Source organism: Flavobacterium sp. ov086, from assembly GCF_900187965.1.
Taxonomy (GTDB): domain Bacteria; phylum Bacteroidota; class Bacteroidia; order Flavobacteriales; family Flavobacteriaceae; genus Flavobacterium.
The window spans coordinates 58,179-72,652 of the sequence record NZ_FZNL01000001.1; the positions used below are offsets into that span (position 1 = coordinate 58,179).

The 14,474-nt window shown below is 33.0% G+C and carries 11 protein-coding genes; 3 read left to right on the forward strand and 8 right to left on the reverse strand.

Features of this window, described 5'->3' with window-relative positions:
* Window positions 1-2: 2 nt before the first annotated feature.
* The 8 genes from CHB81_RS00250 to CHB81_RS00285 all read right to left on the reverse strand — a co-directional run bounded on the left by CHB81_RS00250 (window position 3) and on the right by CHB81_RS00285 (window position 10,818).
* Window positions 3-1,592, reverse strand: a complete 1,590-nt coding sequence (locus CHB81_RS00250; protein WP_089349890.1) for a vitamin K epoxide reductase family protein — start codon at window positions 1,590-1,592, stop codon at window positions 3-5.
* Window positions 1,589-2,971, reverse strand: a complete 1,383-nt coding sequence (locus CHB81_RS00255) for a DUF6734 family protein (protein ID WP_089349891.1) — start codon at window positions 2,969-2,971, stop codon at window positions 1,589-1,591. The genes CHB81_RS00250 and CHB81_RS00255 overlap by 4 nt, the downstream gene beginning before the upstream one ends.
* A 5-nt stretch (window positions 2,972-2,976) precedes the next feature.
* Window positions 2,977-4,146, reverse strand: a complete 1,170-nt coding sequence (locus CHB81_RS00260; protein WP_089349892.1) for a DUF6625 family protein — start codon at window positions 4,144-4,146, stop codon at window positions 2,977-2,979.
* 127 nt (window positions 4,147-4,273) lie between these two features.
* Window positions 4,274-4,474 carry a hypothetical protein gene (locus tag CHB81_RS00265; protein ID WP_089349893.1) on the reverse strand — a complete coding sequence of 67 codons (201 nt, stop codon included), beginning with the start codon at window positions 4,472-4,474 and terminating at the stop codon, window positions 4,274-4,276.
* Between the two features lie 96 nt (window positions 4,475-4,570).
* Window positions 4,571-4,771, reverse strand: coding sequence for a hypothetical protein (locus CHB81_RS00270; protein WP_089349894.1), 201 nt, complete (start codon window positions 4,769-4,771; stop codon window positions 4,571-4,573).
* Between the two features lie 581 nt (window positions 4,772-5,352).
* A complete protein-coding gene (locus CHB81_RS00275; protein WP_089349895.1) occupies window positions 5,353-6,168 on the reverse strand; it encodes a SusE domain-containing protein in 816 nt (271 codons plus the stop codon).
* A gap of 24 nt (window positions 6,169-6,192) precedes the next feature.
* On the reverse strand, window positions 6,193-7,800 hold the full coding sequence (locus tag CHB81_RS00280) for a RagB/SusD family nutrient uptake outer membrane protein (protein WP_089349896.1): 1,608 nt from the start codon (window positions 7,798-7,800) through the stop codon (window positions 6,193-6,195).
* A 36-nt stretch (window positions 7,801-7,836) separates the two neighbouring features.
* Window positions 7,837-10,818, reverse strand: coding sequence for a TonB-dependent receptor (locus CHB81_RS00285; RefSeq protein ID WP_089349897.1), 2,982 nt, complete (start codon window positions 10,816-10,818; stop codon window positions 7,837-7,839).
* A 236-nt stretch (window positions 10,819-11,054) separates the two neighbouring features.
* Between CHB81_RS00285 and CHB81_RS00290 the strand changes: the two genes are divergently transcribed.
* From CHB81_RS00290 to pgmB, 3 genes are all read left to right on the forward strand, one after another.
* On the forward strand, window positions 11,055-12,086 hold the full coding sequence (locus tag CHB81_RS00290) for a LacI family DNA-binding transcriptional regulator (RefSeq protein WP_089349898.1): 1,032 nt from the start codon (window positions 11,055-11,057) through the stop codon (window positions 12,084-12,086).
* Window positions 12,087-12,266: 180 nt separating this feature from the next.
* The gene (locus CHB81_RS00295; protein WP_089349899.1) at window positions 12,267-13,787 is read left to right on the forward strand and encodes an MFS transporter; all 1,521 of its coding nucleotides are present in this window, start codon (window positions 12,267-12,269) and stop codon (window positions 13,785-13,787) included.
* Window positions 13,780-14,436, forward strand: coding sequence for a beta-phosphoglucomutase (gene pgmB, locus CHB81_RS00300; protein WP_089349900.1), 657 nt, complete (start codon window positions 13,780-13,782; stop codon window positions 14,434-14,436). The genes CHB81_RS00295 and pgmB overlap by 8 nt, the downstream gene beginning before the upstream one ends.
* The last annotated feature ends 38 nt before the right edge of the window (window positions 14,437-14,474 follow it).

Genomic DNA, 14,474 nt, shown 5'->3' on the forward strand with positions numbered 1-14,474 from the left:
TTTCAAAGTACTGGGGTTTTCTCTTTTATTAAATTATCAATAAAAAAATTGAGTTCGTGAACTTCATACTCATTGGGCATTAGTTGCCCGTTTAAAATAATTGCAGGAGTGTGAAAAATTTTATTCTCAAGACACCAATGGTATTGATGCTGTATTATTTCTGTTCCTATTTCAGATTTGTCGTTTATCCATCGTGATTTCCACTTTTCAAAATCCATTCTCTGTATGTGCCAATCATGCAATAATGCCATCACTTTGTCTTGATCTCCGGAAAGATAATAGCTAACTGCCTGCTTATAAATAACATTATAAGGATTATTAACATTCTCTGCGTTTATATTAAAAACAAGCCTTATTTTTAATTGCTCAGGGTTTTTATTCCACAATTTTATTAGGTTTTGATAGACTTTATGGCAATGAATACAAGAAGCACTAATAACCGCATTTAGCTCAATTGGAGCATTATCCTGACCTATTACAATCGCTTCCATTTCTTCTAAAGTATACTGATTTATACTTTCATCAGTATCTGCTAAAGCTTTAAAAACAGTATATTTTCTCTTGATTTGGTTGTGTTTTACTTCGATACTTTTATTAACTAAACCTTGTTTTACCAATCTTTTAATTTCTAAGAAAGCAAAACTTGTCAATGCAAAAACAAACAAAAATGGAACAACTTTCTTTAAAACTGTCAAACTTAAGATTGCTGTATTAAAGCCGTAAATTGAAATTAATAAAATCTGAAGTATCAATACAATTGCAATACCTAAACACAAAACACACCATTTTTTTACGATAAAATATTGAGTAAAAATGGAGTAAAATAACACGGGAATACTAAACAATGCTAACCAGCTATAAATAACAAAACTGTTTGTAAATATTGTAAAAACAGAAAATACAGTTAAAACAGAAAAGTAAATTAATGATGTATCACTTAGTTTTAAATTGCCAAAGATTTTTGCACCATTGGAAGAGAGCACTTCTTTACAACTTGTTTTTTTTGATGCCTGACATATTCTTGAAACCGACAAATCATTAAACCCTAAATCTTCTCTAACTAAAAAAACGCTGATCAATAATCCCGCAAAAGAGGTTAAGGCATAACTTATTGACAAAACCGGGTTTGGTAAATTTATACTGTAAATCTGGAATAGTGCAATGATGCAAATACCAAATAGAAACAAACGGATATTTTGAGAAAAGATGTTGTTTTCTATCTCGTTATTTTCATTCTCTTCAATAGCTACGATCATTCCGTTCCATCCTTCAAGATATTCCGTTCTGGAAAGCTTTTGAATAAAACCATTTGCAAATTGAATTTCGAAATTCTGCTCTCTTTTTTTTGTGTAAACAATTTCATTTCCCGTATGGGTACAAAAAACCGAAAGAAACGTTTCGGGTAAATTTATCAGCTCGCTTTGATCTATTCTTGCTGCGATATTTTCGATATCATAATAATTGAATACATCGACAATTGCTACCAAACTTGGATAATCAGGATGTGATTCTAATTCAAATAATATTTTCTCTTCGAATTGATAATATTTATGTTCCTGAAGATATTTTTTCAAATAAAAAAAGTCTGTCATTTTGATGGAATTAAATCTGTTTCTTCAACCATTATTTTTAGAAAAAGCACTTTCTCAACTATAAAAAATCGGATTCGATTCTGAATCAATTCAATAAAATCCTTTCTTCCCTGTTCGTCTACATCCTCTTCTAAATAAGCAGTCATATTAACAATGAGCTCGTCGTAAAGTATGGGTTTGTCTAATTCCTGTAAAATCAATTCGTCAATTTCGTCTATGCTTAAACGCGACATCAAGTCTCCCAGTTCAGGTACAATAACAGATCTTAAGTTTTCATTTAATTCCTCGTTGAAAACATCTCCTATTACAACCTCCGATAATTTCAATAATTCAAAAGCTTTGTTTTGAGCAATTAAATCGTCAAATTCTTGTGGAAATTCCAACGCCATAAAATTCCTTCCTATAATATACTCGCTTGAAAGTTCTTGCTTTGTGTTGAAAGCATTTTGCAATTTGAATTCATTTTTCAAATCCAGATTTTTAGCCGAATCAAAAGACATTTCATAGTGCGAAAAATGAGAAGGAAACAATTTTCTTAAGCGTTCAAAATATTGCGGATATTCTTTGATCACATAGGTTTCCAGATTATTGCAAATACTCACACTTTTTTTATAGGTGCCAAGCAAATGCAAATAGCTTTTTTGATTAGGCACTTTGTCAAAATCTCCAAATCCTATATAATTATTATCATTTGGCGTGTCCAAAAACAAGCAATTAACTTTCTCAGAAGACTCTTTTACCATGTTATAAAACAATACTTGCTCAAAAAATATATTGAAATTAAATCCGTTAATTGAATTCCAAACTGATTTATTATTATCCACAAAATCAGAAGAGATGGCCGCATATTTCTTGAAATAATCATAATTATTACCGCCTATTATACCCATATTGTAGGCATAATTATTATGATTATTAATGTAATCTTTCATTTCATTGGGAACGAAAACTAAATTAGGATAGATATCCCTCCACATTTCTTCATAATATTCGGTTGTAATTTCCAAATTCTGAGTGATAAAGTCTCCACTTAACAACTCCTCCGAAAATTCTTTCCAGATAAATACATCTCCATCAACATGCAAAAAAGGCTCATTTTGAAGACTGTAAGTTTTAATTTTAGGCATTGCCCAAAGACTTTTATGGTAATGATTGAGTTCATCCAAAACAACATGAACTTTATGATAAGGCAATTGAAGCTTATCTATTAATATTTCATATCCTTTTTGATCTGTATATAATTCTACTTCATAAAATTTGGCTAATTGATTAGCACTTAATATCCAGCTTAGCCAATTATGGGGTTCCGAAAGCCATCCATAATTTTCTGCTAATGGATCTGTCAGATTTTGCGACCAAAATGATTGAATTATCTTCATTAAATTTATGATTTGGAGTATTTAATTAAGTTTCCGTCAAGCAATACCTCGGAGAAACTGTTTTTTTCATCTTTATAATATTGTCTGGTATGTGTGTTAAAAAAGTATTTAGCATGAAAAATCATTTTGATTAAATCAAATTGATTTTCGCTATCCTCATAACAGACATAATTTTGTTCTTTGTCATTTTTGCCAATAAAAATATTTCTATTCATATAGGAGTATTTGCCTTTTTCTATACTTAGCATCGGTTTTATATTCAAAAACTTAGAACAGGACATATCTATCCTGAAAAGAAAATTTTTAAGATTTGGCTTTATATTGTCCGTCCATTTTGCGGAAATACCATAATTTGAATACTTTCTTATATTGTATTTATCAATGTAAAAGCACTCCGGTATCTTTCTCCATTTTTTCATATCCGAAAAAACGTTGTTCTTATAACTGCTAAAATGGTACAATAAGACCTCGTACTCATTTTTATAACTTAAAATTCCATTCTCCCACTTTATTTTTCCAGGTGTTCCTTCGATGATAAATAAATCAAAATGAACTCTGATATTATTTTGTTCTTTAACTAAAACATGATGAATACTTTCTGTTTTTGTAGGCACATCCAAAATATTTACACCTGAAATTACTTCGTCATAAGCGCCTCCACATTCATCAAAACAAAAATTATCGTTTGATGTAAAAATGAGTTTATGATCTTTACTTTTTTGGAACAGATTATTTATGATCTCATTGTTTCTAAAAAGCAAAAAGTATCCGGATGGAAAAGAATCTTTAACCGAGATTACATCGTAATTATGAAGTAAATCTTCTGTCATAAACTCTCTGATTCTCCCAAAAACAAGATCGATATCACAAACACCCCAGAAATCATAGTTCGAAATCTCCTCTTGAAAAATAACTCCAAAAGCAGGTTTAAAATCACAAATCTTATAGGCATTAGTAATTTCTACTTTCAAATTAAGCTTTTGCGAGGCAAGAGAATTAAAGGTTTCTAACGAAAATTTTATCATTTTTACATTTTCCGGAAGCGTTCTCTTTTCTTCATCATTTGAGAAGAGAATAAAATCAACACTTGAGTTGGATTCGCAAGACTTCAGGAAAAAATCAAAATACCAAGGCAGTTTTCCCAGATAACAGTTTAGCAATACTATTTTATTCATGTGATGAGATTAAAAAACAGACTATACTATAATTTCACTTATAGCATAGTCTTTCTTATTTATTAGTTTTTTGAACGGTTCTTTTTACCGGTTCAAAACTCACTTTCTTTATAGAGCAAAGAATAGTTTATACGCAAATTCCGTTATAAGTATCTCCTGGATATTCTGGTTTAGGAACACATCTTAAAGCCGGAGCACAATTAAAAATTCCATGATTTAGATAACAGTGACTTCCTGCTGGCGCTCCGCAACCAGAACCCCCTTGAATCATTCTCATTTCATCTCTTTTTAAACCTTCACTAATATTTTTTAAACTAATCTTTTTCATTTTAATAAATTTTAAATTTTTGTTTGTCTACTCATTAGCTTTTCGACTTCCGCTTTTTGGTTATTTAATAACAACTGTTTACTTTAAAACAATAGCTTAAGAACAAACTGCTGTAAATGTATCTCCGGGAAATAGTGGTTTAGAAATACATCTTAAAGGAGCTGCGCAATTAAACACTGGACTTCCAGTAATACAAGGACCGCCTAAACCACATCCGCAGCCAGATCCACCTTGTATCATGCGCATTTCTTCTCTTTTCATTCCTTCATGAATATTCTTTAAACTAATTTTTTTCATTTTTTAATGAGTTAAAGTAGCCTACTCATTAGCTTTTCGGCTTCCGCTTTTTGTTTGTTACAAAATCATCTTTTAGCGACATCAATTTCAGGGCTCGGTCTTAGGTTGCGCAACCTGTATTTAAGAATCCTTTGATTTGTATTTGCAACTACAAACTAATCAGATAAATAAATCAAAAAAAACTTAGTGTATTTAGCATAAAAAACGCCGTTAACATCTTAAAAATATAAAAAATATCTTACCGATTAACAGTCGATTTTCTTTAACCAAGACTACAACGTTATAGTGTTAACAAATAAAGACAACAGCAAAAAAAAGGTTAAAATTTTATCACTTTAAATGTTTTAACCAACTTATAATATCAAATTACAAAAGGGATCAATCAAAAACTTAGATATAGAATTTATGTTTTATAGGAAACTTATTTAAAAAAAAATGCATAAAAAAAGAGCTGTCTTTCGACAACCCTTTTAAATATTTATATGATAATTTGGCAAACAGAAATGACAATAATTTTATTTAATTCTGCCCATAAAAAAGGCTATCCTAAGATAGCCTTTTCAAGTTATTGTGTATTAGAGTTATTCTAAAGTTATAGTTTTTGCTCCATTGTCAATTTTTAAAACTCTTGGTCCTGTTGGCCCGGTGTATTTAAAGTTACTATCACCATCACCTGCATTTACCAATTCTGAATCGATAGTAAAACCTAATCCTGAATAATAAGTATAGTTGCGGCTTGCATCCCAGTTACCATTACTTGTAAAGTTATTTCCTAAAAACTCTCTGAAAGCTTCTCCACTTTTAAGAACGATTGTTACTTGGTAAACATCCGTTTTACCAACCACTAGAGGGAATTCTGTTTCAGCATCTCCATCCCAAGTCCATCCTCCAGGCGTAGCTGCACCAACTAACCAGTGTGAAGTTGCTAATGGTGTATGATAAGGTGTAGCTTTGAAAGTATGAGAATTAGAATATTGAGATTCTGCCCCAATACCAACAGTAGCTTTGATACGAATATCAACACTATTTTCTTCTTTCTCAATAAATCCACCATTAACCAAAGCTGAATTCAGCTCCGCCACTGTCAATGCTTTGAAGCGAGCAGTAGTTGTAGTTACTGCAGTAGGAGCTGCAAAATTTGTTCCCGCTTTTGCGATTTCAATTGTATAGTTTACAACTGTTTGAGTACCATCATATTTAGCATCGTCCCAAATTACTGTTGTAGCGATTTCTTTTTCTTTATCTTTTGTAAGAACAATATTGAAATCGTTTTGAGGGCTAAGTAAAACTGGAGCTGTAACTGGCTGTATTACTGGTCTATTTTCTACATCATCTGCATTACATGACACTGCTAAAACACCAATGAATGCGATTAAAATTTTATATATGTTTTTCATTTTATTATTTTTTTATAAGGTTAGTTAGTATCCTGGATTTTGTTTTAAAGTTGGATTTGCCTGAATGGTTTTTGAAGGAATTGGCATCAAATTTCTGAATTCTTCTGTACCACTTCCATTTTTAACGCCACCTTTCCATTGCCAGATTTTAGATCCACCGGTGAATTTACCAAAACGAATTAAATCTGTTCTTCTATGGCATTCCCAAAACAATTCTCTCGCTCTCTCATCTAAAAGAAAATCAAGCGTTAAATCAGTAGCTGTGATAACACCGGCACCAGCTCTTGCTCTAATTTTATTTACATACCCTAAAGCTGTTGTAATATTACCGGAAGATGCTCCTCTTAGAGTTGCTTCCGCATACATTAAATACACATCTGACAATCTGTACATTGGAAAATCAGTATCAGGAATATCGTTTCTTTGTGCTGCAGTACCATCAGAATTTACATTAGTAAACTTCGTAACAGCATAACCATTAGTGAATACTCCAAAATCATCAATATCTAAAGTTTGTCCTGCAGTATAGAAAGTTCCTCTTTTATCTGAAGTACCTGTTACATCAGGAAATAATTGAACAAATTCTGGTCTTGTTCTTATTCCTGACCATCCTCCATTCATGCCTTGATCAGCAGCGTTCATACTACCACCAATAGACGCATGAAGAATAAAACTCATTCCTCCTCCGGTAGCTCTAATTGCATTACCATCTCCAACAATTGGGAAGATAACTTCATTTTGCGCTCCATTTCTGTTATTATCAGCAGAAAATAAATAAGAATAAGGCTTGTCCATAAAAGTATATCCAGAACCTGTTATAATATCGTTGCAAACAATAGCAGCATCATTATTTCTGTCTGTTCCTGTGTATACTTTAGCATTTAAATAAATTTGTGCTAATAAAAATTTAGCTGCTGTTTTATCTACTCTTCCATATTCGTTAGATTTTGAAGGAGCCAAAGTATTGTCCATATCTTTCAATTCTGACTCTACAAAAGCAAAAACCTGAGCTCTTGTTTTTTGCTCTGGATAATAAAAACCAACGGGATCTTTTTCAGTAGTAATTGGCACATTACCAAACAAATCCATTAGATTAACATATGAAAATGCTCTTAAGAAACGAGCCTCAGCTCTAAGTTTAACAATTTCCGTTTTTAAAGCAGCATCAACACCTCTTTCTGCAAGCTTTTCGTCTGTTGTTTGTCTTAAAAACTCATTGGCAACACTAATTTCGTAAAAAGCTCTTGAAAAAATTCCGTACAAGAACTGATTACTAGGGCTCCATTTTTGTCCATTTATTGCTGGTAAACCATCATCAGCCCAAGCTACAATAGCTTCATCCGTAGGAAATTCCTGCGTCACAAACATCAAACGTAGGTAACTACTAAAATCTCCTCCAAGTCCAAAAATATCGGGAGTTCCATCTCCATCATTTCCTCCTACATACAAACCTGCATATAATTTTGCTAAAACTTGTTTGTATGATGCCGGATCTTGAAAAAAGGTATCAGAAAGAAACTCATCATCATCTTTTGGCGTCACATCTAAGTCGCTCGTACACGAAGTAAGCGTCATATTTAATCCTAAAATGAATAGGAGAAAATAAGATATATATTTAAATGATATTTTCATTTTGTTTATTTTTAAAATTTAATTTTCAATGTACTACTAGAAATTCGCATTTACTCCAAACAAGAATGTTCTCGCACGCGGATAAACATTATTGTCGATTCCGTTGAATTTCTCAGGATCTAAACCATTATATTTCGTTAGAACAAAAACATTTTGAACTCCCGCTGTAAATCTTAATGAAGCAGCTTTTAATAATGTTTTATCAAAAGTGTATCCTAATACCACATTATCTAATTTGATAAAAGAAGCATCTTTTACGAAATAATCAGAGTAATTACGTTGTGTTCCATTAGAGTTACTTTCAGTAGTAAAACCAGTATTATAATAATCCGTACTAATATTAGACAAATCTGAATCTCTTCTTAAACCTGCTTGCAAATATCCTTTATCAGAACTTACGTTATCATAAATATAGTTTCCTAAACTAGCTCTCCAGTTCATTGTAAAATCGAATTTTTTATAATTCAAAGTAGAATACAATCCAAAAGTGTAATCTGCTGTTGGTTTATGAAATTTGTAACGATCGGCATCTGTAATAGCACCATCACCATTTCTGTCTGCGTATGCACCTTGAATTGGTCTTTTGTTTGCATCATACAATTGCTCAAAAACAAAGAATGAGTTTGGAGCATATCCTGGAGAATGTATCAGTACCTGGTTTCCTGTACCACCAGCAATAACATCTCCTGTTATATATCCTTGAAATCCTGGAACATTAGTTCCTAAATTAGAAATTTTTTGATCAATATAAGTTGCGTTAACAGCCACATTCCATGTTAAGTTATCATTTTTAACAATGTCTGATTGAAGATTAAACTCAACCCCTTTTGTTCTTACACTACCAATATTGACAAATCCTTGGTTTCTTATATTTGCTCCGTCAGGATAAGCAATTTCAGCCAAAAGATCACTTGATTTTTTATCAAAATAGTTAACAGTACCGGTAATTCTATCATTAAGGAAACCAAAATCAACTCCTACGTTTGACTCAGCCAAATCTTCCCATTTGATATTCGGGTTATATCCTTCAGGTCTTGCTGCTTTGTAAATAACTCCATTAAAAAGATATTGTGTATTGATTGTTCCTAAAGTTACCCTTCTTAAATAATCATACTGAGGTTTAATGTCTTGTTGACCTGTGGTTCCGTAACCAACTCTTAATTTCAAACTAGACAAAGTTGAATTCCCTTTTAAGAAATCTTCTTCAGCAATATTCCATGCAAAAGCAGCTCCTCCAAAATTACCCCATCTGTTATCTTCAGAAAAACGTGAAGTTCCGTCTCTTCTATAGTTTAGAGTTAATAAATATCTACTGTCATAATTTAAAGTCAAACGACCAAAATAAGATTGTAAATTAACATCCGGATCAGTAGTAACATCTTCTTTAGGATTTGGTTCTCTTGTTTGTCCTGAATCATATCCAACTCTTTGAAACAACTGATAGTTATATCCTGCTGTTGCATCAATTTTAAATTTACCTAAGTCTTTAGTATAGTTAAAATAAGTATTTAAGTTTTTATTCTGGCGACTGTCTGTATAATGTATATCTCCTCCTAAATTAGTCCAGTTACCCTTATCAAATGTCGTAGGTTGATACCCTAAAATACTTTCATTACTTACTCTTGTGTAACCATCACTATTAAATTTATCAATACCTGCTTCAACAATGATTCTTAAATCTTCGAAGAAATGAAATTTATAATCTAATCTAATATTACCCCATTTTCTGGTAGATGTAGCTCTACGATCGTCTTGATTTAATCTTGCAACCGGATTTCTTGCCGGTAATAATGGTACATTTCCGTTTGCCTCTAACCATTCAAAATATCCTCCATAACGAGATCCTGCCTGATAAACAGGTTGCGTTGGATCAAATGCGATTGCACTGCTAATTACCGGACCTTCATCCTGAAATTGGTTTTTCCCAAAAGCTAAATTTCCGCTAATATCAATTTTCAGGTGATTGTCAAACAATACTGGGTTTAACGATATCGATGTCGTAGTTCTTTCAAAAGAAGTATTTCTTAAGATTCCTGGATTATCAACATTTCCAACCGATAAACGTACCGGTAATTTATTAAACAAAGCACCACTTACAGAGATATTGTTGTTTGTTGTTAAAGCAGTGTGAAAAATTTCATCTTGCCAATTTGTGTTTGCTGTGCCTAATAAAGCTTTTTGAGTTGCATTACCTTTTTCGTTTACTAAAGCACGAAATTGATCAGCACTTAAAACATCTACCGTATTAGCCACTGTATTAATCCCAACCTGAGAGCTAAAGTTAACTTTTACACTACCTTTAGTTCCTTTTTTAGTCGTAATAACAATTACACCATTTGCTGCTCTTGAACCATAAATTGCAGCTGCAGAAGCATCTTTCAAAACCGTAAAAGATTCGATATCATTTGGGTCAATTGTAGACAAAATACTTGTTGAACCGTTAGGAACAGCATTACTCATAGGAAGACCATCAATTACAATTAATGGCTCATTTGAAGCACTTAACGAAGATCCTCCACGAATTCTTATATCTGCTTTTGCACCCGGAGCACCACCTCCAACAACATTTACACCAGCAATACGACCGCTGATTAAACTTTCCGGAGTTACGTTAATTCCTTTATTAAATTCTTTTGAAGAGATTTGAGAAACAGATCCAGTTGCGTCCTTTTTCTTAACAGTACCATAACCTACCTGTACCACAACTTCTTTAAGTTGATTTGTATCTTCCTCTAGTGAGATCGTTAATGTTTGTTGACCGTTATAAGTTACAGTTGACGTTTTATATCCAATAAATGAAACCGAGATTTTGTCTCCATTTTTTAAATTAGATAACTGAAATTTACCGTCAAAATCTGTTGATGCCCCGCCTGGCGCACCTTGTACATTTACGTTTACTCCCGGGATTGGTTGTCCCGTTGCCAGATCAGCAACCGTTCCTTTTAAAGTACTTTGAGCGAGTACAGTAAACGGCAACAGCAGGAATAAAAATAACAACTTTTTGTAAATTGTTTTCATACTTTTTGTTTAAATTAGTTTGAGTTTTTGATTGTTAGTTAAGTTTTTAATTTTACTTCGAATTTCAAAATTAGGAATTTATTAACACGACCAACCAGCGACAATTTATATTGAGTTACGAAAACGTGGTAGTGTTGAAAACTTTCTATTTTTTGTAATCTTTTAAGTCAAAAATTGTCAATTCTAAAAATATAAGATACCTTTATTAACAATTAGATTTTTTTCAAATAACTACTATGAAACGCAAAATAACCCTGAAACAGATCGCAAAGGAACTTGACGTATCTATTTCAACTGTCTCAAAATCACTTAGAAACAGTCTGGAAATAGGAGAAGAAACACGTCTTAAAGTGCAAGCTTTTGCTAAGTTTTACAACTATAAACCCAACAATATTGCCCTTAGTTTAAAAAATCGGAAAACCAAAAGTATTGGTATTATTATTCCGGAAATTGTACATTATTTTTTCTCTACGGTCATCAACGGAATCGAGCAAGTTGCTAACGAAAATGGATATAGCGTTGTGATTTGTTTATCAGATGATTCTTTCGATAAAGAAGTTTTAAATATGGAAATGTTAGCCAACGGAAGTATCGATGGTTTTATCATGTCACTCTCTAAAGAAACCCAATACAAAGGCGATTTTCATCATATTACCGAAGTCATAAATCAAGGAATGCCCGTTGTAATGTTCGACCGTGTGACCAATGATATTTTATGCGATAAAGTAATTATCGATGATAAAGCTGCCGCTTATGAAGCCGTTCAAAGCCTGATTGATAACGGTCGAAAAAAGATCGCTCTCGTAACAACTGTTGATTATGTAAGCGTTGGAAAATTAAGAACGGACGGTTACGAAAAAGCACTTCTGGACAACGGATTACCATTCAACGAGGATTTAATTATTAAAATTGAAGACGTCGATACTTGCGAAATTACCATCAGTCAACTTCTACACGACAGAGCTTTTGATGCTGTTTTTGCTGTAAATGAACTTTTTGCCGTCACAATTATCAAAACAGCAAGCAAAATGGGGCTTAAAATTCCTGAAGATCTTGCCGTAATCGCTTTTACGGACGGAATTATCTCTAAATATTCGACTCCAAGTATTACAACTGTAAGCCAAAGTGGTGAGAAAATGGGAAATAAAGCAGCTAAAATGTTGATTGAAAGACTCGAAGCGGAACATGACGATGACGATGAAGAAAACGAAAATTACACCACAGAAGTGATCGAAACCCATTTAATACAACGAGAATCTACTGACTAAAATTCTTAAAATCAATACATTCTAAAGTCATAAATAACATTTATGACTTTTTTGTTAGTATAAATAAAAAAATAATTAATACTTTTACGCCTGCTCAAAGCTTTTACTTTTACTTCGAAACCATAAGTAAGTTTTGATAAGCAAAGCGCTTATCGTCTAATTAATTTTTTAATTACGATAATGGAAAAGCGTAAATTAAGTTTCTGGGAAATTTGGAACATGAGTTTCGGTTTCTTAGGAATACAGTTTGGTTTTGCACTGCAAAACGCAAATACTTCAAGAATTTTTGAAACCCTAGGCGCTAAAATTGACGAAATTCCGATTTTATGGATTGCTGCTCCCGTTTCAGGATTAATAATTCAACCCGTAATTGGTTATTTTAGTGACAGGACCTGGACTCGTTTAGGCAGACGTCGCCCCTATTTTTTAATTGGAGCCGTTTTATCATCCATTGCATTATTCATTATGCCTAACTCTCCAACACTATGGATTGCTGCAGGAACTTTATGGATAATGGATGCGTCGATAAATGTTTCTATGGAACCTTTTCGCGCTTTTGTTGGCGATAATTTACCCGAAAAACAACGTACTTTAGGTTTTGCCATGCAAAGTTTCTTTATTGGAACCGGCGCCGTTGTTGGCTCGGTTTTACCGTATCTTTTTACAAATGTTTTTGGCGTAAGCAATACCGCACCCGAAGGAATTATTCCGGATTCAGTAAAATGGTCGTTTTATATTGGCGGAATCGTTTTTCTGCTTTCCGTATTATGGACCGTTTTTAAAACCACAGAATATACGCCCGAAGAACTTCATGCTTTTGAAGCGCAAAGCAAAAAAGACAAAGAAGATCAGATCATAAATCCCGAAACAGAATCTAAAAGCAACATTAAGCGACAATTGTCTATAGGGATATTATTGACCGTAATTGGCGCATTAGTTTCCTTTTTGATTTTCGAAAATAGCCTTGCCAAAGAACTTTATATTCTATTTGTAGGTTTAATTTTTATGGGAGTTCTATTTATGATTGCTTCACAATTAAGAAGTTCTCAAGTTCATAATGGCTTCACAATCATTATGACCGATTTATTGAATATGCCAGTCACAATGAAAAAATTGGCTTGGGTTCAGTTTTTCTCTTGGTTTGCACTTTTCTCCATGTGGATTTATACTACGCAAGCCGTTACACAACACATTTTTGGCACAACAGATACCACTTCAAAAGTGTATAATGATGCTGCTGACTGGGTTTCGGTTTTGTTTACTGTTTATAACGGAATCGCTGCTGCCGTAGCTTTCTTATTACCAATTATTGCAAAAAAAGTAGGCGTTAGAGCAACACATTTATTAGCATTATGCGCTGGAGGTGTTGGTTTAATTTCAATTTATTTTATTGGTGACAAACAAATGCTAATACTTCCAATGTTGGGAGTTGGTATTGCCTGGGCAAGTATTTTATCTATGCCTTATGCCATGTTATCAGGCGCTTTACCGGCAGCCAAAATGGGTTATTACATGGGAGTTTTCAACTTTTTTGTTGTAATTCCACAAATTGTAGCCGCCACAATATTAGGATTTGTAATCAAACAATTCTTTCACAATGAACCTATTTACGCCTTAATTATTGGAGGTGTATCCATGATATTCGCCGGATTATTGACCCTTCGAGTAAATAGCAGAACTAAAATTGAAATCCATGAATAATAAAAAAGCATTCATCTTCGATCTTGATGGAGTGATCGTTGATACCGCTAAATACCACTTTTTGGCCTGGCAAAAAATAGCTCAGGCATTAAATATAAATTTCACACACGAAAACAACGAATTGCTTAAAGGAGTAAGCCGCGTGCGATCGTTAGATATAATACTTGAATTAGGAAATGTTCAGGCTTCTCAGGAAGATAAAGACAAATGGCTAATTCAAAAAAATGAAGATTATTTATCTTATTTAGTTGACATGGATGAAAGTGAGATTCTTCCGGGCGTACTTAAAACGCTGCAACTATTAAAAGAAAAAAACCAAGGAATTGCGTTAGGTTCAGCGAGTAAAAATGCCCGACCAATCCTTGAAAAAACAGGAATCCTTTCGTATTTCGATGTTATTGTGGACGGAAATGACGTTACCAATGCAAAACCAGATCCGGAAGTTTTCTTAAAAGCGGCTCAATTACTAAAAATTGATCCAAAAGACTCAATCGTATTTGAAGATTCAGTTGCCGGAATCCAAGCGGCAAACATAGGAGAAATGGTAAGTGTAGGAATTGGTGAGGAAACAGTTTTACATGAAGCTGATTATATTTTTAAAGATTTCACAGAAATAAACCCAGAGTTTATCGAGAAACTTATCAATTAGAAAATGTGCCAATTAGATCATTAGATAATTTCCCAAAC

Excerpts from the sequence above, each read along its gene's own strand:
- CHB81_RS00250 (WP_089349890.1), bottom strand. The coding sequence starts at position 1,592 with ATGACAGACTTTTTTTATTTGAAAAAATATCTTCAGGAACATAAATAT.
- CHB81_RS00255 (WP_089349891.1), bottom strand. The coding sequence starts at position 2,971 with ATGAAGATAATTCAATCATTTTGGTCGCAAAATCTGACAGATCCATTA.
- CHB81_RS00260 (WP_089349892.1), bottom strand. The coding sequence starts at position 4,146 with ATGAATAAAATAGTATTGCTAAACTGTTATCTGGGAAAACTGCCTTGG.
- CHB81_RS00265 (WP_089349893.1), bottom strand. The coding sequence starts at position 4,474 with ATGAAAAAGATTAGTTTAAAAAATATTAGTGAAGGTTTAAAAAGAGAT.
- CHB81_RS00270 (WP_089349894.1), bottom strand. The coding sequence starts at position 4,771 with ATGAAAAAAATTAGTTTAAAGAATATTCATGAAGGAATGAAAAGAGAA.
- CHB81_RS00275 (WP_089349895.1), bottom strand. The coding sequence starts at position 6,168 with ATGAAAAACATATATAAAATTTTAATCGCATTCATTGGTGTTTTAGCA.
- CHB81_RS00280 (WP_089349896.1), bottom strand. The coding sequence starts at position 7,800 with ATGAAAATATCATTTAAATATATATCTTATTTTCTCCTATTCATTTTA.
- CHB81_RS00285 (WP_089349897.1), bottom strand. The coding sequence starts at position 10,818 with ATGAAAACAATTTACAAAAAGTTGTTATTTTTATTCCTGCTGTTGCCG.
- CHB81_RS00290 (WP_089349898.1), top strand. The coding sequence starts at position 11,055 with ATGAAACGCAAAATAACCCTGAAACAGATCGCAAAGGAACTTGACGTA.
- CHB81_RS00295 (WP_089349899.1), top strand. The coding sequence starts at position 12,267 with ATGGAAAAGCGTAAATTAAGTTTCTGGGAAATTTGGAACATGAGTTTC.
- pgmB (WP_089349900.1), top strand. The coding sequence starts at position 13,780 with ATGAATAATAAAAAAGCATTCATCTTCGATCTTGATGGAGTGATCGTT.